General features: G+C 68.8%; 15 protein-coding genes. 3 read left to right on the plus strand and 12 right to left on the minus strand.

Annotation, left to right across the window (positions count from 1 at the left end):
- Positions 1-423 precede the first annotated feature (423 nt).
- Entirely contained in the window at positions 424-948 is a 525-nt protein-coding gene (locus ACZ5CR_RS05825; protein ID WP_389908143.1) for a universal stress protein, read from the plus strand.
- A gap of 286 nt (positions 949-1,234) precedes the next feature.
- On the opposite strand, the gene glmS is transcribed toward ACZ5CR_RS05825, so the two are convergent.
- The 3 genes from glmS to ACZ5CR_RS05840 all read right to left on the minus strand — a co-directional run bounded on the left by glmS (position 1,235) and on the right by ACZ5CR_RS05840 (position 4,350).
- A complete protein-coding gene (gene glmS, locus ACZ5CR_RS05830) occupies positions 1,235-3,052 on the minus strand; it encodes a glutamine--fructose-6-phosphate transaminase (isomerizing) (RefSeq protein WP_389908141.1) in 1,818 nt (605 codons plus the stop codon).
- Between the two features lie 54 nt (positions 3,053-3,106).
- Positions 3,107-3,364: a hypothetical protein gene (locus ACZ5CR_RS05835; RefSeq protein WP_389908139.1), complete on the minus strand. Its 258-nt coding sequence runs from the start codon at positions 3,362-3,364 to the stop codon at positions 3,107-3,109.
- An 86-nt stretch (positions 3,365-3,450) separates the two neighbouring features.
- Entirely contained in the window at positions 3,451-4,350 is a 900-nt protein-coding gene (locus ACZ5CR_RS05840) for a DUF4429 domain-containing protein (RefSeq protein ID WP_468853972.1), read from the minus strand.
- Positions 4,351-4,479: 129 nt separating this feature from the next.
- Here ACZ5CR_RS05840 and ACZ5CR_RS05845 point away from each other — a divergent pair, with 129 nt between their 5' ends.
- Entirely contained in the window at positions 4,480-6,102 is a 1,623-nt protein-coding gene (locus tag ACZ5CR_RS05845) for a beta-N-acetylhexosaminidase (protein WP_468853974.1), read from the plus strand.
- A gap of 80 nt (positions 6,103-6,182) precedes the next feature.
- On the opposite strand, the gene ACZ5CR_RS05850 is transcribed toward ACZ5CR_RS05845, so the two are convergent.
- From ACZ5CR_RS05850 to ACZ5CR_RS05890, 9 genes are all read right to left on the minus strand, one after another.
- Positions 6,183-7,949, minus strand: coding sequence for an IucA/IucC family protein (locus ACZ5CR_RS05850; protein WP_468853977.1), 1,767 nt, complete (start codon positions 7,947-7,949; stop codon positions 6,183-6,185).
- Entirely contained in the window at positions 7,946-8,506 is a 561-nt protein-coding gene (locus ACZ5CR_RS05855; protein ID WP_468853980.1) for a GNAT family N-acetyltransferase, read from the minus strand. The genes ACZ5CR_RS05850 and ACZ5CR_RS05855 overlap by 4 nt, the downstream gene beginning before the upstream one ends.
- Positions 8,503-9,756 carry a lysine N(6)-hydroxylase/L-ornithine N(5)-oxygenase family protein gene (locus ACZ5CR_RS05860; protein WP_468854781.1) on the minus strand — a complete coding sequence of 418 codons (1,254 nt, stop codon included), beginning with the start codon at positions 9,754-9,756 and terminating at the stop codon, positions 8,503-8,505. Before ACZ5CR_RS05860 ends, ACZ5CR_RS05855 begins: the two co-directional genes overlap by 4 nt.
- Positions 9,757-9,814: 58 nt before the next feature.
- Positions 9,815-11,263, minus strand: a complete 1,449-nt coding sequence (locus ACZ5CR_RS05865; RefSeq protein ID WP_468853981.1) for a pyridoxal phosphate-dependent decarboxylase family protein — start codon at positions 11,261-11,263, stop codon at positions 9,815-9,817.
- A gap of 231 nt (positions 11,264-11,494) precedes the next feature.
- Entirely contained in the window at positions 11,495-12,535 is a 1,041-nt protein-coding gene (locus tag ACZ5CR_RS05870) for an ABC transporter substrate-binding protein (protein ID WP_468853984.1), read from the minus strand.
- A 255-nt stretch (positions 12,536-12,790) separates the two neighbouring features.
- On the minus strand, positions 12,791-13,945 hold the full coding sequence (locus ACZ5CR_RS05875) for an acyl-CoA dehydrogenase family protein (protein WP_383277534.1): 1,155 nt from the start codon (positions 13,943-13,945) through the stop codon (positions 12,791-12,793).
- A gap of 6 nt (positions 13,946-13,951) precedes the next feature.
- Entirely contained in the window at positions 13,952-14,917 is a 966-nt protein-coding gene (locus tag ACZ5CR_RS05880; protein WP_389908123.1) for a hydroxymethylglutaryl-CoA lyase, read from the minus strand.
- Positions 14,914-16,899, minus strand: a complete 1,986-nt coding sequence (locus ACZ5CR_RS05885) for an acetyl/propionyl/methylcrotonyl-CoA carboxylase subunit alpha (RefSeq protein ID WP_468853986.1) — start codon at positions 16,897-16,899, stop codon at positions 14,914-14,916. Before ACZ5CR_RS05885 ends, ACZ5CR_RS05880 begins: the two co-directional genes overlap by 4 nt.
- A 35-nt stretch (positions 16,900-16,934) precedes the next feature.
- On the minus strand, positions 16,935-18,551 hold the full coding sequence (locus ACZ5CR_RS05890; RefSeq protein ID WP_468853988.1) for a carboxyl transferase domain-containing protein: 1,617 nt from the start codon (positions 18,549-18,551) through the stop codon (positions 16,935-16,937).
- A gap of 87 nt (positions 18,552-18,638) precedes the next feature.
- On the opposite strand from ACZ5CR_RS05890, the gene ACZ5CR_RS05895 reads away from it, so the two are divergent.
- On the plus strand, positions 18,639-19,229 hold the full coding sequence (locus tag ACZ5CR_RS05895) for an SACE_7040 family transcriptional regulator (RefSeq protein ID WP_468853989.1): 591 nt from the start codon (positions 18,639-18,641) through the stop codon (positions 19,227-19,229).
- The last annotated feature ends 103 nt before the right edge of the window (positions 19,230-19,332 follow it).

The following is a 19,332-nucleotide window of genomic DNA, read 5'->3' on the forward strand; positions in this document are numbered from 1 at the left end:
ACGGGGGGCGGTCCAGGCACGGAGGTCTCCTCGTGGCGGTGGTGTACCGGAGTTCAACGCGTGGTCGCCCGGCCGGTCACTGGCGTGAACCTTGTGGCCGATGGCGGTCCACGCGAGTGGGTGCCCAAACCACCTGTACGGGGCAGCAACCATTGCCATACGGGCGACGCTCATGCATGCTCCGGTGAACGCCGTGAGGCTCCCGCAGGGCCGGTAACAAGCCCTGGGCAGGAGAGGAGTGTCGCCGTACCCTTGGGGGTATGGGGTTGGGAAGATGATTCCCGGACACAGCTCCGGTTCTCGTCGCCGCTCCTCCTCGCCCCTGCTCGACCCTGTCTGATCCTGTCCGATCTGCCCGATACCGCGCTGTACGACCCGAACAAAGTCGACCCTCCCACAGAGGACTCCTTCGCCGAGACACCCATGGCCGGTCACGAATTCTCCGAACCAGCGGACCGCAAGCGGCAGGTCGCCGATCCCACGGCGACCCCCCAGGCGGCTGAAGAACTACGTCATTCCTGCGATCCGGCCTTTCGGCACGGGGTGGTCGTCGGTTTCGACGGCTCGATGTCCAGCGAGCGCGCGCTCTCGTACGCGATCGGCATGGCCCATCGCTCCGGATCCGGTCTGATCATCGTGCATGTCGCCAACAGGCTCCCCACCACGGTGTGGGCGGGCTGCGAGCCGCCGGTCTTCGTCGACGTGCCGGACCACCGCACGGAAGTGCTCGGCCTCGAACTGGCCTGTGCGGATTATCTGTCCGAGGTGCCGTGGATTCTTGTCGAGCGCGGCGGCGACATCTGCCACGAACTCGAAGAGGTCGGCCGTGAGTACTCCGCGGACGCGATCGTCGTCGGATCGACGCACGGGATCGTGGGGCGCATCTTCGGCTCGGTCGCGGGCCGGCTCGCGCGCCGCGCGCAACGCCCCGTCGTCGTCATTCCGTAACGCCGCCTCGCCGCAGGTGGGGTGAGGGTGGTGCGCCGTCGACTTCCTTTCCGGGCGGCTTCCCGGGTGTAGATAAATCTACTCGTGCGTAGGGGTGGGTTGTGCCCTTGTGAAGGGTACGTACTGGTGGCAAGGACAACTGCACGCCCTGCAGGCCGGGGAGTGACGGCCACCGGTCGAGGCAGGCGTGGGTCGGGGGAATGGGCGCCCCCGTCCCCTGAAGAACGGCCCCTCGCACGCCTGGTGGCACGCGCGAGGGGCCGTTCACGTTTCTGCGGCGCCCGGACTACTCCACCGTGACGGACTTGGCGAGGTTGCGGGGCTTGTCGATGTCCCGGCCGAGCGCCAATGCCGTGTGGTAGGCGAGGAGTTGGAGCGGGATGCCCATCAGGATCGGGTCCAGCTCGTTCTCGTTCTTCGGGACCAGGATGGTCTGGTCGGCCTTCTCCTGCTCCTGGTGCGCGACCGCGAGGATCTTGCCGCTGCGGGCCTTGATCTCTTCGAGGGCGGCGCGGTTCTTCTCCAGGAGGTCGTCGTCCGGGACGATCGCGACCGTCGGGAGCGCGGGCTCGATGAGCGCGAGCGGGCCGTGCTTGAGCTCGGACGCGGGGTAGGCCTCGGCGTGGATGTACGAGACCTCCTTGAGCTTGAGGGAGGCTTCGCGGGCGACGGGGTAGCCGCGTACACGTCCGATGAAGAGCATCGAGCGGGCTTCCGCGTAATTCTTGGCGATCTTCTTGATCTCGTCCTCCTGCTTGAGGATCTCCGAGATCTGCCCCGGCAGCTTGCGCAGGCCCTCGATGATCCGCTTGCCGTCGGAGACCGACAGGTCGCGGATGCGGCCCAGGTGCAGCGCGAGCAGGCCGAAGGCGACCGTGGTGTTGGTGAAGCACTTGGTCGAGACGACGCAGACCTCCGGGCCCGCGTGGACGTACACGCCCGCGTCGGCCTCACGGGCGATCGCGGAACCGACGACGTTCACCACGCCGAGGACGCGGGCGCCCTTGCGCTTCAGCTCCTGGACGGCGGCGAGCACGTCGTACGTCTCGCCGGACTGGGAGACGGCGATGTAGAGGGTGTCGGGGTCCACGACCGGGTTGCGGTAGCGGAACTCGCTCGCGGGCTCGGCGTCCGCGGGGATGCGGGCCAGCTCCTCGATCATCTGGGCGCCGATCATGCCCGCGTGGTACGAGGTGCCGCAGCCGAGGATCTTGACGCGGCGCACCTTGCGGGCGTCGTGCGCGTCGAGGTTCAGGCCGCCGAGGTGCACGGTGGAGAAGCGGTCGTCGATGCGGCCGCGCAGGACGCGGTCCACGGCCTCGGGCTGCTCGAAGATCTCCTTGTGCATGTACGTGTCGTGGCCGCCCATGTCGTACGACTCCGCCTCCCACTCCACGGTGGTGGGCGACGCGGTCGTACGCGAGCCCTCGGTGGTGTACGTGCGGTAGTCGTCGGCCTTGATGGTGGCCATCTCGCCGTCGTCGAGGGTGACGACCTGGCGGGTGTGCGAGACGAGCGCGGCGACGTCCGACGCGACGAACATCTCCTTCTCGCCGATGCCGAGCACGACGGGGGAGCCGTTGCGGGCGACGACGATGCGGTCGTTGAAGTCGGCGTGCAGGACGGCGATGCCGTACGTGCCCTCGACGTGGCGCAGGGCCTCGCGGACCTTCTCCTCCAGCTTGTCCGCCTGGGCGCGGGCGATGAGGTGGACGAGGACCTCGGTGTCCGTCTCGGAGAGGAACTCGACGCCGTCGGCGGTGAGCTTGGCGCGCAGCTCGGACGCGTTGTCGATGATGCCGTTGTGCACGACGGCGACCTTGTCGTCACCCGACATGTGCGGGTGGGCGTTCTCGTCGGACGGGGCGCCATGGGTGGCCCAGCGGGTGTGGGCGATGCCGGTGGTGCCCTTGAAGCGGGCGGGGACCTTGGCCTCCAGGTCGCGCACGCGCCCCTTGGCCTTGACCATCTTCAGCCCCGAGGCCTTGGGGCTGGTGATGACGACGCCCGCGGAGTCGTAGCCGCGGTACTCCAGGCGCTGGAGGCCTTCCAGGAGGAGGGGGGCCACGTCACGCTTGCCGATGTAACCGACGATTCCGCACATAAAGGGTGTCCTAGCCGTAAGAGGGTGTGGTTCTGGCTTCGCTTCTTCTGGGCTTCAGCCGTAGATCATGCGGCGCAGCTGTCTGAGGGTGAGCTCAGGCGGCGAGACCGCGCGGTACTGGAGGTCCGCCGAGATCTGTTCGAAGATCGCCGCGTTCAGCAGGCCCTGACCCTGCAGTTCGCGGTGGCGGCGACGGACGAACTGCTCGGTCGTCTCGTCGAAGTAGGCCAGCACGTCCTGGACGACCCGCAGCGCTTCGCCCCGCTGGAGCTGGGTGCTGCGGGTGAGGTGGTCCACCAGGTCGTCGTGCATTCGTTGATCCTGAGGGAATAGCCCTCCGGGTGCAACAATCCTGCCCGGAATCGGGCAGGGATGCGTCGAAAACTGGCCCCGACGGATTACATGCGCTTCAGTACCGCCTGCTTGGCGAGCGAGAACTCCTCGTCCGTGAGTATCCCGGACTGACGCAGTTCGCCCAGCTCACGGAGGCGCCGCAGGAGGGCGTCATGATCGTCCTCGGCCGGGACGGCGGGCGCGGGGGCGGGCGCGGGCTGCGCCGTCAGGGCAGGGGGCGCGTCCGGGGGCTCCGCGAGGGCCGCCGCCGGATGGGGCAGCCGCGCCTGCACGGCCGCCGCGATCAGTGCCATCAGCGGGTCCTTCTTGAAGCCCCACAGTTCGACGGAGTTCGGGTCGTACTTCGCAGGGGCCTTCGTGGGCGCGTGCCGCACGCTGAAGCGGAGGTAGCCGTTCTCCAGGCCCACCGCGGGCTGCCACTCCACCGCGGCGACCTCGGCGAGCGCCAGCGAGCGCGTACCGGACGCCGATTTCGCCTCTTCCGTCTTCCAGTTCCACTCCAGACGGATGTGGTCGCCGTCGAAGCTCACCGTGCCGTCCCCCGCCGACACCGAGAGCGGCACCGAAGGCCCCGGAAGGAGATAGCTCTCGCAGGACGCGGCGGGCACCTGTTCGATGAGCAGCGCGTTGCGGACCTCGTCGACCACGTACTCCGCGACCCCGTAGCGGTCCGATTCCACCGTCAGCTGATACGGATCCGCCGCGTCCCCGAGCTTGCCCCCCGCGGCCTGCAGGAACGGATCCGCGCCGTCCCGCAGGCGCAGCCGCAGCCGCCCCGACTTCTTGCCCTGCTCGAAGGCGATACCCGCCAACGCACCCAGCGGCACGGCCAGTTCTCCCAGTGACTTGCGCAGCAGAGACACGTTCTTGTCGCGTCCCGGCACAAGGCGCAGCGTCTCTCCGTCGAAGGTCCAGGTCCCGTCGCGCTGGATGATTTCCGCCATGGGACGATTCTTCCATCGGCGGGCCGCCGAAGTGGTCTACACCCTTGACCCGCCACGGGGCGCAGGGTACCCATGGTGACCGTTCGATTGCGTTGCACCACAGTGATGGCCCGTCGAAGGGACCCGCTCGTGAGACAGCACCACAGATCGACCCGCCTGTTCGGCTCGCTGCTGCTCGTCGCCGCGGCCGGATTCTCGTCCGTGGCCGCTGTGCCGGGCGGCGGCGACGGCGTGAAGGAGGCAGCCACGGCCACCACCCCGACCCCGCTCGGCCAGGTGATCCCGGCCCCGGCGTCCGCCGACCCCGGCGGATCCCCGTACGAGATCAACTCCAAGACCCGCATCAGGGTCGACGACTCGCGTGACGCGCACAGGATCGGCGGCTATCTGGCGGGCGTCCTGCGTCCCTCGACCGGGTACTCCCTGAAGGTCACCGACGACGACGGCCGCGACGGCATCCGGCTGCGTCTTGACTCCAAGGACAAGTCCCTGGGGAACGAGGGCTACCGCCTCGAATCCAGGCGCGGCTCCCTCACCATCACGGCCCGCGAGCCCGCCGGGCTCTTCTACGGGGTCCAGACGCTGCGGCAGCAGTTGCCGGCCGCCGCCGAGAAGAAGACCAAGCAGAAGGGCCCGTGGCTGGTCGCGGGCGGCACCATCAAGGACGCGCCCCGCTACGAGCACCGCGGCGCGATGCTCGACGTGTCGCGGCACTTCTTCTCGGTCGACAAGGTCAAGCGCTACATCGACCAGATGTCGCTCTACAAGGTCAACAAGCTGCATCTGCACCTGAGCGACGACCAGGGCTGGCGCATCGCCATCGACTCCTGGCCCAGGCTCACGACGTACGGCGGCTCCACGCAGGTCGGCGGCGGCAAGGGCGGCTACTACACGAAGGCCCAGTACAAGGACATCGTCCGGTACGCGGCATCCCGGCAGCTCGAAGTGATCCCCGAGATCGACATGCCGGGCCACACGAACGCCGCGCTCGCCTCGTACGCCGAGCTGAACTGCGACGGCGTCGCGCCCCCGCTCTACACCGGCACCGAGGTCGGCTTCAGCTCGCTGTGCGTGAAGAAGGGCGTGACGTACGACTTCGTGGACGACGTCATCCGCGAGATCGCCGCTCTGACGCCCGGCAGGTACATCCACATCGGCGGTGACGAGGCGCACTCCACCAGCCATGAGGACTATGTGACGTTCATGAACAAGGTGCAGCCCGTGGTCGCCAAGTACGGCAAGACCGCGATCGGCTGGCACCAGCTGACCGGCGCCACCCCCGCCAAGGGCGCCATCGCGCAGTACTGGGGCTACGACGCCACCGGCGCCGCCGAGCGCCAGCAGGTCGCCGACGCGGCGAAGAACGGCACCAAGCTGGTCCTCTCGCCCGCCGACCGCGCCTACCTCGACATGAAGTACGACAAGGACACCCCCCTCGGCCTGTCCTGGGCGGGCTACGTCTCGGTCCAGCGCAGCTACGACTGGGACCCGGGTACGTACCTGAAGGGCGCGCCCGCGGACTCGATCAAGGGTGTCGAGGCCCCGCTGTGGTCGGAGACGCTCTCGACCTCCGCGCACATCGAGTACATGGCGTTCCCGCGCCTGCCCGGCATCGCCGAGCTCGGCTGGTCGCCCGCGTCGACGCACGACTGGAACACGTACAAGGCACGGCTCGCCGAACAGGGGCCGCGCTGGGACGCGTTGGGCATCGGCTACTACAAGTCGCCCGAGGTGCCCTGGCCCGGCAAGTAGTCACGTACGTACATACATGAGTGGGGCTCCCGGGGACCGTCCCGGGAGCCCCACTCGGCTCGTGGGTGAGGGGTGTCGGGCTACGCGATCGGGTTCTTCAGCGTCCCGACCAGTTGCAGCGCGCCCGCCGGGTCGGCGAGGTCCACCATCTGTTCGTTGTCCCGCAGCTGGAGCCGGTTCAGGCAGGACCGTGCGAACTCGGGGGCGAACATGTCGTACTGCTTGAACTTGTCGGCCAGTTGGGGCGTGGCCTCCTGGTACGTCGTGACGCACTCGGTGACGGCGCCCCAGAACGTCTCCTCGTCCACCAGGCCCTCGGTGACGAGGTTCGCGGACAGGAAGCGGAAGAAGCAGTCGAAGACGTCCGTGAAGATGGACAGGAGCTTCTGGTCGTCGGGGACCTCGACCCGGAGCCGTTCGACCGCGGGCGGGAGCACCGCGTCGGGGTCCATGACCGCGATCTCCTCGGCGATGTCCTTGAAGATCGCCCGCTGTACGGCGCCGTCCTTCAGGACCAGGATGACGTTCTCGCCGTGCGGCATGTAGACGAGGTCGTACATGTAGAAGCTGTGCAGGAGCGGTGTCAGGTAGGCGTGCAGATAGCCGCGCAGCCACTCGGCGGGGGTGAGTCCGGAGCGCTCGATGAGGGCGCCCGCGAAGGACGCGCCGTCGAGGTCGGTGTGGAGCAGCGAGGCCATCGTGGCCAGTTGCTCGCCGTCGGCGAGCGTGGGGACGGGGCTCTCGCGCCACAGGGCCGCGAGCATTTTGCGGTACGGGGAGTAGCGGTCGGTCGCGGCCTCGTACTCCAGGTGGCGATAGCCCACGGCCGCGCGCTCGCGGATGACCGTGAGGCCCGTCCTCTTCAGGGTCTCGTCGGTGTCGATGAGGTTCGCGAGCCAGTCGTTGATCGCCGGGGTCGCCTCCATGTACGCGGCCGAGAGCCCGCGCATGAAGCCCATGTTGATGACCGAGAGGGCCGTTTTGACGTAGTGCTTGGCCGGGTCGGTGGTGTTGAAGAACGTACGGATCGACTGCTGGGCCAGGTACTCGTCGTCCCCCTCGCCCAGGCAGACGAGGTGGCGCTGGGCGACCTCGGCCGCGAAGGTCACGGAGAGCTTGTTCCACCACTGCCAGGGGTGGGCCGGGATCAGGAGGTAGTCCTCGGGGTCCAGGCCCTGGTCACGGAGTTCGCGGTCGAAGCGGTCAAGGGTCTCCTGGCCGAGCTCGGCCCGGAAGAACGACTCGTAGTCGATGCCCGCGCCCGCGGTGAACGCGGCGCGCTCCTTGCTCGCCGCCAGCCACACGAGGCGTACGGGGCTCGCGGTCTCGGGAGCGTACGAGAGGTACTCGTGCACGCCGAAGCCGAGCCGGCCGTTGTTGGCGACGAAGCAGGGGTGGCCCTCGGTCATGCCCGTCTCGATCTCCTGGAAGCCGGAGCGGGAGAGCTCGGCGGCCGGGATCGCGGGCTTGGTGAGTTTGTAGCAGGTGCCGGAGAGCGTGGAGGAGATCTCCTCCAGGTAGACCGGCAGGATCTCGTCGCTCAGGCCGAGGGCCGTGCGCAGCTCGATGAAGAAGTCGAGTGCGTTGAGGGGGAGTTCGGTGCCGTCGCGGTGCCGGGATATGGACTCTGCGTCGACCTGCCAGTGGTCGAGCCGCAGGCGTTTGGCGGTGAAGCGGTAGCGGGTCAGGGCGTCGTCGCTGCGGATGACGTACTTGTCGTCGCCCAGGGGCTCCGGGGTGAAGAGCAGCTCGTGGGAGAACTCGGCGATGGCTTTGCGGATGAGGAGGCGGTTGGCCTGCTCCCAGCGCTCGGGGGAGAGGTGCGCCGTTGCGTCGGACAGGGTCATATCGCCGATTCCCTTTCGCGTACTGCTTCTTCGAACTGCTCGCGGGTGCAGAAGCTCAGCAGAGCTCTTTTCTCCGGCTTCTGGATGACTTCGGACGCGCGGAACCCGACGGCTTCGTTGAGGGCGTGCACGGCCGTGTTGTCGATGTCGGGTTCGACCACCACGCGCGCCGTCGCCGGGTCGGCGAAGAGCGTCGCCATGACCTTGGTGATCACGTCCCGGGTGAAGCCGGGTATGCGGACGTCGGAGGGCGCGGTGAGGAAGTGCATGCCCACGTCGCCGGGCTCGGGGTCGTAGAGACCGACGAGTTCGACGTATCTGGGGTCGTAGCGCTCCATCAGGAAGGCGGGAACGCCTTTGTGCAGGCCGATGAACGCGTCGTGGTGCTCGTGGGCGGCGATCGCCATGTACTCGCGCTCGACGTCAGGGAGCGTCGCGTCCTGCATCATCCAGAACGAGGCCTTGGGGTGGGTGACCCAGCCGTGCAGGAGCTCGGCGTCCTCAAGGGCGTCGAGGGGGCGCAGGGCCAGGTCCGGGTTGGTGCTGGGGTTGCTCATACGGCGAACTCCTGGAACGCGATGGACTTCTCGACGGGGTAGTACTCCGCGCCGAGCAGCTCACCGATGATGTACGCGTTGCGGTACGGGCCCATGCCCAGGTCGGGGCTGGTCAGGGAGTGGGCGTGCACGGCACCGTTCTGCAGGAAGATGCCGCGTCCCGTGGTGTCGATCGAGTAGTTGCGGGCGACCTCGAAGCGGCCCCGGCCGTCCCAGCGGATGCGGTCGCGCACCGGCTCCAGGAAGTCGGGGGTGGCGTACTGGTAGCCGGTGGCCAGGATCAGGCCCTCGGATTCCAGCTCGAAGTCCTTGCCCTGTTCGTCCTGGCGCAGGCCCAGGGTGTAGGTGCCGTTCTCGTGACGCGCGCTCTGCAGCGAGGAGTTGGTGAGCAGCCGCGTCGGCACCGGGCCGGCGAGGTTCTTCTGGTAGAGCAGGTCGAAGATGTCGTTGATCAGGTCGCCGTCGATGCCCTTGAAGAGCGTCTTCTGCTGGTCCTGGAGGCGGTAGCGGGTGGCTTCCGGCAGCGCGTGGAAGTAGTCGACGTACTCCGGAGAGGTCATCTCCAGGGTCAGCTTGGTGTATTCGAGGGGGAAGAAGCGCGGGGAGCGCGTGACCCAGTTGAGCTGGTAGCCGTGGACGTCGATCTCGCTCAGGAGGTCCTGGTAGATCTCGGCGGCGGACTGACCGCTGCCGACGAGCGTGATCGACTCCTTCTTCTGGAGCTCCCGCTTGGACTGCAGATAGCGGGAGTTGTGGATGAAGTCCCCGCCGAGTCCCGCGCAGGCCTCGGGGATGTGCGGAGGGGTGCCGGTCCCCAGGACGAGGTGGCGGGCCCGGAAGGTGTCGCCGGTGGAGGTGTGGACGACGTACAGCTCATCGGCGTACGTCACCTCGGTCACCGTCGTGCTGAAACGGATCGAGGAGAGTTTGGCCGCGGCCCAGCGGCAGTAGTCGTTGTACTCGGTGCGCAGCGGATAGAAGTTCTCGCGTATGTAGAACGAGTACAACCGCCCCGCTTCCTTCAGGTAGTTGAGGAAGGAGTAGGGGGACGTCGGGTCCGCGAGCGTGACGAGGTCCGACATGAACGGGGTCTGGAGGTGAGCGCCCTCCAGGAACATGCCCGAGTGCCACTCGAAGTCCGGCTTGGACTCCAGGAAGAGGCCGCTGAGCTCGTCGATGGGTTCGGTCAGACAGGCGAGGCCGAGGTTGAAGGGGCCCAGTCCGATACCGATGAAGTCCAGGGGTTCCATGGGGTCCACAGGTTCCAGGGGTCCTCGGGGTTCTCGGAGTTCCCGTGGTTCTCGGTGATCAGGAAGCGCGGTCAAGGGTCTCTCCCAGGTACTGCTCGGCGTGGCCGGCGATCAGATCGAGGACGGCCGTGATGTCTTCGACCGTGGTCTCGGGGTTGAGCAGGGTGAACTTGAGGTACTGGCGGTCGCCGACCTTGGTGCCCGCGACGACGGCGTCACCGGAGGCGAACAGGGCCTTGCGGGCGTACAGGTTGGCGTGGTCGATGGCGGAGGGGTCGCAGATCGACTCGGGTATGTAGCGGAAGACGAGCGTGGAGAGCTGGGGCTCCACGACGACGTCGTAGCGGGGGTCGGCGGCGAGCAGTGCCCAGCCCTCGTCCGCCATGTCGCACACGGAGTCGAAGAGCTCGCCGATGGCGTCGGCGCCCATCACCCGCAGCGTCATCCACAGCTTCAGGGCGTCGAAGCGCCGCGTCGTCTGGAGGGACTTGTCGACCTGGTTGGGGATACGTTCCTGCACCATGCGGCGCGGGTTGAGGTACTCCGCGTGGTAGGTGGCGTGGCTGAGCGTCGTCCGGTCCCGCACCAGGACTGCGGAGGAGCTCACCGGCTGGAAGAAGGACTTGTGGTAGTCGACGGTGACGGAGTCGGCGCGGTCGATGCCGTCGATGAGATGCCGGTTCTTGAGCGAGGCGAGCAGACCGCAGCCGTACGCCGCGTCGACGTGCATCCAGGTGTTGTACTGCTCGCAGAGTTCGGCGATCTCGGGGAGCGGGTCGATGGAGCCGAAGTCGGTGGTGCCCGCCGTGGCGACGACCGCCATGGGGGTGAGGTCGTTGTCGCGGCAGCGCTCCAGTTCGCGGGCGAGTGCCACGGTCTGCATGCGCTTGTTGTGATCGGTGGGGATGACGATCACGGCGTCCTCGCCGAGACCCAGCAGGGTCGCGGCCTTCTGGATGCTGAAGTGGCCCACCTCGGAGGCGAAGATGCGCAGCCGCCCGGCAGGCTTTCCCGCCTTGGCGGCCTCCTCGCGGGCGAGCAGCATGGCCTGGAGGTTGGACTGTGAGCCGCCGCTCGTGAAGACGCCGTCGGCGGCCGGGCCCAGCCCGATGCGGTCGGCGGTCCAGTCGATGAGGCGGCGTTCGATCAGTGTGCCGCCCGCGGATTGATCCCAGGTATCGAGGGAAGAGTTCACGGCGGAGAGCACTGCTTCGCCGAGCACCGCCGGAATGACCACCGGGCAGTTGAGGTGCGCGAGATAGCGGGGATGGTGGAAGTACACGGCGTCGCGCAGGTAGAGCTCGTCGAGCTCGTCCAGGGCTGCGATGGTGTCGTGCAGGGGTTCGTCCAGGTCGACGGCCTCGATGCGGGGCGCGAGATCTTCGACGGAGACGCCGGTGAAAGGGCGTGAGGTGGTGGCGATTCTGGCCGCCACCCGCTCGACTCCTTCGGTCACGGAGCTGCGGTAACGCTCCGCGGTGGTGTCGTTGAGCAGGTGCGAGCGCATGAACTTCCTCTGGGTGAGGGGACTTGGGGGAAGTGAGGTAAGCCTAACCTAACTATCCTTGTGGATAAACCCAGGGGGGTCTGGTGATCACCATGAGGCAGGGAAACGGAACGACTCTCTCCGGAAAATGGACCAGCCCTCTCCGGTAAACGGAACAGCCCTCCCTGGTAAACGGAACAGCCCTCTCCGAAATGCGGAGAGGGCTGTGCTGTGCGGGCCTCGGGTGAAGGGTCAGCTGACCTTCTTGGCCTTCTCGATCGCGTCGGCGAGGTCCTCGAGGATCGGGGCGCACTTGTCGTACGAGTAGATGGGCTCGGTGACGCGCGGGATGACCTGGCCTGCCTTGACCGCGGGCAGCTTCGCCCAGGTCGGCTTCTCGATGTCGGCGGGCTGGATGGTGGCGGTGCGGTTGTCCATCATGATCACGTCGGCGGCGTGCTTGTTGACGTTCTCCCAGCTCAGGTTCTCGAACCAGCCGCCGCTCGCCTTCTTGGCGCTCTCGGACGGCTCCACGAAGTTCACGCCGAGGGACTTGAAGTACTCCAGGTCGGCGGAGAGGTTCGTGCCGGAGACGTAGAAGATGTCCTGGCTTGCCGAGCCCACGAGGACCTTGATGTCCTTGTTCGCCTTGGCGACCTTGCGCAGCCGCTCGGCGGCGGCCTCGAAGCGCTTCTTCGCCTTGACGACCTTGTCGGCCTTCACGTCCGCGCCGAGCGACTCGGCGAGCGCGAGGAGGCGCTGGAGGGGCTGGGTCATCTGGCGGTCGTAGACGCTGATGCCGACGCTCGGGGCGAGCTTGAGGATCTTGTCCTTGCTGTCCTCGGGGACGGACCAGAGGGTGCCCGCGTCGTCGAACATCGTGGAGACGAGGAGGTCGGGGGCGAGGCCCGCGTACTTCTCGATGTTGAACTGACCCCATTCGTTGCCGAGGATCGTCAGCTTGCTGACGTCCATGTCACCGGCCTGGACGTCGGGCTTGCCGCTCTTGGTCTTCGTCGGGCCGAAGACGCCCTTGACCTCGATGCCGTAGTCGAAGAGCGCGGCGGCGACGCCGGTGAAGGCGACGATGTTCTTCGGCGTCCCCTTGCTCTTGGCGCTCGTGCCGCGGTCGTCCTTGAAGCTCCAGGGGCCCGAGTCCCCGGAGTCCGCCGACGCGCCCGAGCCGTCCTTCTTCTCGTCCCCGCAGGCTGCCAGCAGGGCCGTGAGGCCGAGGGCGCCGCCGGCGGCGAGAAGGCCGCGGCGGGAAGGCTGAGGGAGGCGGGCGTTGGGCATGAGGGTCTCTGCTTTCGTGAGGACGGCGGCGGGTGGCCACTGGCCGGAATCAGCGCTTAGGCTAACCTAACCTAAGCGGATGTCCAGTGGCCCTCGCGGTCGCCTTCCCACGGGCGGGGCTGTTATCCGGGCTGTCGTCCCGGGAGGTTTCCTCTGTGCCGCGCCGCTATTCGGGCTGTTGCCTCGGGGAAGCTTCCTGTGTGCCGCGCCGCTACCCGGGCTGATGCCCCGGCAAGCTTCCCCTGTGCCGCGCCCCTATCCCGCGAAGCCCAGCTCCCTGGCGATCAGCATGCGCTGGACCTCGCTGGTCCCCTCGCCGATCTCCAGGATCTTGGAGTCCCGCCACATCCGTGCCACCGGATACTCGTTCATGAAGCCGTAGCCGCCGTGGATCTGCGTGGCCTCACGGGCGTTGTCGACGGCGACCGTGGAGGAGTAGAGCTTCGCGATCGCCGCCTCCTTCTTGAAGGGTTCACCGCCGACGAGGCGCGACGCCGCGTCCCGCCAGCCGACCCGGGCCATGTGCGCCCGCGTCTCCATGTCGGCGATCTTGAACTGGATCGCCTGGTTCGCCCCGATCGGCTTGCCGAAGGCGTGCCGCTCCTTGGCGTACTTCACGGACTCGTCGACGCAGCCCTGCGCGAGGCCCGTCGCGAGCGCGGAGATCGCGACCCGGCCCTCGTCGAGGATCCGCAGGAACTGCGCATAGCCGCGCCCCTCTTCACCCAGGAGGTTCGCCGCCGGGACCCGCACGTCGGAGAAGGCCAGCTCGCGCGTGTCCGAGGCGTTCCAGCCGACCTTCGAGTACGGAGCCGCGACCGTGAACCCGGGTGTCCCCGACGGCACGATGATCGAGGAGATGAGCGGACGGCCGTCCGCCTTGCGGCCGGTGACGGCGGTGACCGTGACCAGGCCCGTGATGTCCGTGCCGGAGTTGGTGATGAAGCACTTGGAGCCGTTGATCACCCACTCGTCGCCGTCCCGCACTGCGGTCGTACGGGTACCGCCCGCGTCCGAGCCGCCGTCCGGCTCGGTCAGGCCGAAGGCGCCGAGGAGTTCACCGGAGCAGAGCCGGGGCAGCCACTCGCGCTTCTGCTCGTCCGTACCGAAGAGGTGGATCGGCATCGCGCCGAGGGAGACGCCCGCCTCCAGGGTGATCGCCACGGAGGAGTCGACCCGCGCCAGCTCTTCGAGCGCGATGCCCAGGGCGAGATAGTCGCCGCCCATCCCGCCGTACTCCTCGGGGAAGGGGAGGCCGAACAGGCCCATGCGGCCCATCTCACGGACGATCTCGTACGGGAACTCGTGGCGTTCGTAGAGGTCGCCGATCTTCGGGGCGACGACGTCGTGCGCGAACGCCTCGACGGTGCGGCGGAGTTCCTCGTGCTCGGGGGACAGACGGTGGTCCATCGTTCTTCACTGCTCCTGGTGGGAGGTGCCCGTCAGGGCACGGACGGTGCGGGACGGGCTGGGTCGGCCCAGTTGTTCGGCCATCCACGCGCTGGTGGCGGTGAGGCGGCCGAGATCGACGCCGGTCTCGATGCCGAGGCCGTCGAGCATCCATACGAGGTCTTCGGTGGCGAGGTTTCCGGTGGCGCTCTTCGCGTACGGACAGCCGCCGAGGCCGCCCGCCGACGCGTCGACCGTGCGCACGCCGTGCTGCAGGGCGGCCAGGGTGTTGGCGAGCGCCTGGCCGTACGTGTCGTGGAAGTGCACGCCGATGCGGTCCGTCGGCACGCCCTCTTCGTTCAACTCCGCGAGCAGTGCGAGGACGTGGCCCGGTGTGGCCACGCCGATGGTGTCGCCGAGGCTCAGCTCCTGGCAGCCCATGTCCACGAGGGCCTTCGCGGTGCGGACGACCTGGGCGATGGGCACCGGGCCCTCCCACGGGTCGCCGAAGCACATGGAGAGATAGCCCCGCACATGCACCTTCTGCTCGCGGGCGCGTGCCACGACCGGCTCCGACATCGCGAGGGCCTCGCCCATCGTGCGGTTGAGGTTGGCCTTGGCGAAGGACTCCGTGGCGCTGACGAAGACGGCCACGCCGCGGGCGCCGAGCGCGAGGGCGCGGTCAAGACCCCGGGCGTTCGGCACGAGGACGGGGAGCTTCGCCCGCGCGTCCCGCTCAAGGTCGCTCACGAGCGGGAAAAGCTGCTCGGCGTCGGCCAGTTGGGGCACCCACTTGGGGTGCACGAAGCTGGTCGCCTCGATGGTCGTGAGGCCCGCGGCGGCGAGGCGGTGGATGAACTCCGCCTTGATCTCCGTGGGGACGAGCGCCTTCTCGTTCTGCAGGCCGTCCCGGGCGCCCACTTCATAGATGCGGACGCGTGGCGGCAGGTCCTGGGTGGGAACGGCCATGGGGAGAGCCGTGGGGAGCGTCATTTCTCCTCCTGCGGGGTCTGTGGTTCCTGCGGGGCCTGCGGGACCTCGGGGATCACCACGGCCAGGATCTGGTCCATGGCGACGGTCGAGCCCGGTGTGACGTCGAGTTCGCTGACGGTGCCCGCGTGCGGGGCGGAGATGACGTGCTCCATCTTCATCGCCTCCACCACCAGGAGGCTCTGCCCCTGGGCCACTTGATCGCCGGTGGAGACCTTGACGACCGTGACGGTGCCGGGCATGGGGGCGGTCAGGGCGTCGGCCCCGCTGTGGGCGGCGCCGGTGAGGCTCGCCGCCACGGGGTCGTGATCCTGTACGTGCCAGGCGTCGCCGTCCCGGCCGAGCCAGTCGGCGGCGCGGTGGAAGGTGTGGGCGAGACCGTCCACGTGGACCGTGACGCGGCCGGGCTCCACGGTGTGCGGGCCCTCGCCCGCGATGTGCCCGACGGGTTCGTGTCCCGGCACGCGCAGGTGGTGCGTCAGCGGGGCCGGGGTGCCGCCGAGGCGCCAGCCCTTCGGCACCGAGAACGGGTCCCGCCAGCCGTCACCGGTGGGTTCGAGGGCGGCGGTGCGGACGGCCGCCGCCGCTTCGTACACCTCGTCGGGTACGCCCTGGGGGACCAGGCTCTCCGCCTCGCGCTCCACGAGGCCGGTGTCCAGCTCGCCCGCCACCACGGCCGGGTGCGCGAGCAGCCTGCGCAGGAACCCGGCGTTCGTCGGCACCCCGAGCGTCACCGTGTCCGCGAGCGCGGCCCGCAGCTTGCGCAGCGCCGTCGGCCGGTCGGGTCCGTACGCGATGACCTTCGACAGCATCGGGTCGTACAGGCTCCCGATCTCCGTGCCCTCGCTCAGCCCGGAGTCGGTCCGCACGCCGTCGCCCTGCGGTTCGTGCAGGGCGAGGACCGTGCCGCCGGACGGCAGGAAACCGCGTGAACCCGCTTTGACAGACACGGTCTCGGCGCAGACGCGGGCCTCGATCGCGTGCCCGGTGAGCGTGATGTCGTCCTGCCCGTAAGGGAGTTCCTCACCGGCGGCGACCCGCAGCTGCCACTCCACCAGGTCGATGCCGGTGATCAGCTCCGTCACCGGGTGCTCCACCTGGAGCCGTGTGTTCATCTCCATGAAGTAGTACGAGGCCGGGTCCTTGCCCGGCACGATGAACTCCACCGTGCCCGCGCCCGCATACCCGCAGGAGCGTGCCGCCTGGACCGCCGCCTCGCCCATCGACGCGCGCGTGGCCTCGTCGAGCAGGACGCTCGGGGCCTCCTCGATGATCTTCTGGTGGCGGCGCTGGAGCGAGCACTCGCGCTCGCCGAGGTGGATCACATGGCCGTGGCCGTCCGCCAGGACCTGGATCTCGATGTGCCGGGGGCGGTCGATCCACCGCTCCACGAGCAGCGTGTCGTCGCCGAAGGAGGACCGCGCCTCGCGGCGCGCCGCGGCGATCTCGTCCGCGAGCAGGGCGGCGTCCCGCACGAGCCGCATGCCCTTGCCGCCGCCGCCCGCCGATGGCTTGAGCAGCACCGGCATGCCGATCTCCCGCGCGGCGTCGGCCAGTTGGGCGTCGGTCAGGCCGCTGCCCGACGATCCGGGGACCACCGGGACCCCGGCCGCCTCGACCGTCTCCTTGGCGCGGATCTTGTCGCCCATCAGGTCGATCGCCGATGCGGGCGGCCCGATGAAGACAAGGCCCGCGTCCGTGCAGGCCCGTGCGAACTCGGCGTTCTCCGCGAGGAAGCCGTACCCGGGGTGGACCGCCTGGGCGCCGCTGCGGGCCGCCGCGTCGAGCAGGCGCTCGGCCGACAGATAGCTCTCGGCGGCCGGCGGCGGACCGAGCCGCACGGCCGTGTCGGCCTCGCGCACATGCCGGGCGTCCGCGTCCGCGTCGCTGAACACGGCGACCGAGCGCACGCCGAGCGCCCGCAGCGTCCGGATCACGCGGACCGCGATCTCGCCCCTGTTGGCGACCAGAACGGTGTCGAACATCGTCCCTCTCCTGCTGAAGTCAGTCATCGTCCGCCTCACATCCGGAAGACGCCGAAGCCGGGCTCGCCCAGCGGGGCCTCGGCGCAGGCGGTCAGGGCGAGGCCGAGGACCTGCCGGGTCTCCATGGGGTCGATCACGCCGTCGTCCCAGAGGCGGGCGGTGGCGTAATAGGCGTTGCCCTGCTGTTCGTACTGGGCGCGGACCGGGTCCTTGAACGCCTGCTCCTGGGCCTCCGACCACTGTTCGCCCCGCGCCTCCAGCTGGTCGCGCTTGACGGTCGCGAGGACCGACGCGGCCTGCTCGCCGCCCATCACGGAGATCTTGGCGTTCGGCCACATCCACAGGAAGCGGGGGGAGTAGGCACGGCCGCACATCGAGTAGTTCCCCGCGCCGTACGAACCGCCGATCACGACCGTCAGTTTCGGCACGCGCGTGCAGGCCACCGCCGTCACCATCTTGGCGCCGTGCTTGGCGATGCCGCCCGCCTCATAGTCCCGGCCGACCATGAAGCCGGAGATGTTCTGCAAGAAGACGAGGGGGATGCCGCGCTGGTCGCACAGCTCGATGAAGTGGGCGCCCTTCTGGGCGGACTCGGAGAAGAGGATGCCGTTGTTCGCGATGATGCCGACCGGGTGGCCGTGGAGGTGGGCGAAGCCGGTCACCAGGGTCTGCCCGTACTCCGCCTTGAACTCGGCGAAGCGCGAGCCGTCGACCACGCGCGCGATGACCTCGCGGACGTCATAGGGGGTGCGGGAGTCCGTCGGCACCGCCCCGTACAGCCCGAGGGGGTCGACCTTGGGCTCTTCGACCGGGCGGACGGACCACGGGGGTTCGGCGCGATCGGGGAGCGTGGAGACGATCGTCCGCACGATGCGCAGCGCGTGCGCGTCGTCCTCCGCGAGGTGGTCCGTCACTCCGGAGACCCGGGAGTGGACCTCGCCGCCGCCCAGCTCCTCGGCCGTCACGACCTCGCCGGTCGCCGCCTTCACCAGGGGCGGGCCGCCGAGGAAGATCGTGCCCTGATCGCGGACGATCACCGCTTCGTCGCTCATCGCGGGGACGTACGCCCCGCCCGCCGTGCACGAGCCGAGGACGGCCGCGATCTGCGGGACGCCCGCTCCGGACATCCGCGCCTGGTTGTAGAAGATCCGCCCGAAGTGCTCGCGGTCCGGGAAGACGTCGTCCTGCATGGGCAGGAAGGCGCCGCCGGAGTCGACCAGATACAGGCAGGGCAGGCGGTTCTCCAGCGCGACCTCCTGGGCGCGCAGATGCTTCTTCACCGTCATCGGGTAATACGTGCCGCCCTTGACCGTGGCGTCATTGGCGACGATCACGCAGGTGCGCCCGGAGACCCGGCCGATTCCGGCGATGACTCCGGCGGCCGGAGCGTCCCCGCCGTACAACCCGTCGGCCGCGAGCGGTGCCAGCTCCAGGAAGGGTGAGCCGGGGTCGAGCAGCGCGTCCACGCGGTCGCGGGGCAGCAGCTTGCCGCGCGCGACATGGCGGGCGCGGGACCGCTCGCCGCCGCCGAGCCTGGCCGCCGCGAGCTTGGCCCGCAGGTCTTCGACGAGGGCGGTGTGCGCCGCCTCGTTCGTCCGCCATGCTTCGGACGCGGGATCAGCCGCGCTCGCAAGGACTGGTGCCTGCTGCATCAGTCGAGCCCCCTTGCCCGGTTAATGAGCGTTAACGTATTGCGTTCAGGTTAACGACCGCTAACCGTCCTGTCTAGAATTGATTCCATGGCCACCAGAACCGACGCCCCCACCCGTCGCGAACAGATCCTCAGAGAGGCCGCCCGGCTCTTCGCCGAGCGCGGCTTCCACGGCGTAGGAGTGGACGAGATAGGGGCGGCCGTCGGCATCAGCGGCCCTGGCCTCTACCGTCACTTCCCCGGCAAGGACGCGATGCTCGCCGAGCTGCTCGTCGGCATCAGCGGGCAGCTGCTGACCGGCGGCAAGCGCTGTGTGGCCGACGCGGACGGGGCGCCGGAGCAGGTGCTCGACGCGCTCATCGAGGGCCACATCGACTTCGCCCTGGACGACCGCTCCCTGATCACCCTGCACGACCGCGAGCTCGACCGGCTGCGGGACACCGACCGCAAGCTGGTCCGCCAGCTCCAGCGGCAGTACGTGGAGATCTGGGTCGACGTGGTGCGCAAGGTCTATCCGGACCTCGCCGAGAACGAGGCCCGCGTCTGTGTGCACGCGGTCTTCGGGCTGCTCAACTCCACGCCGCACCTGAGCCGGCGCGACGCGCTGCCCAGTCGCAGCGCCATGGCGCGGCTGCTGCACGGCCTGGCGCGAGGGGCGTTCGCGGCGGCGGTGGCGTGACGGGAGCGACAGGGCTTATCTCTGGACGGTCCGGTGACCGGCGGGTAACGTTGATCTGAGCAAGCGCTTAGTCGTGTCGCGCTTGGCCGAGCCTGGTGCCGTA

The sequence above is a fragment of the Streptomyces sp. NPDC031274 genome, from assembly GCF_055570235.1.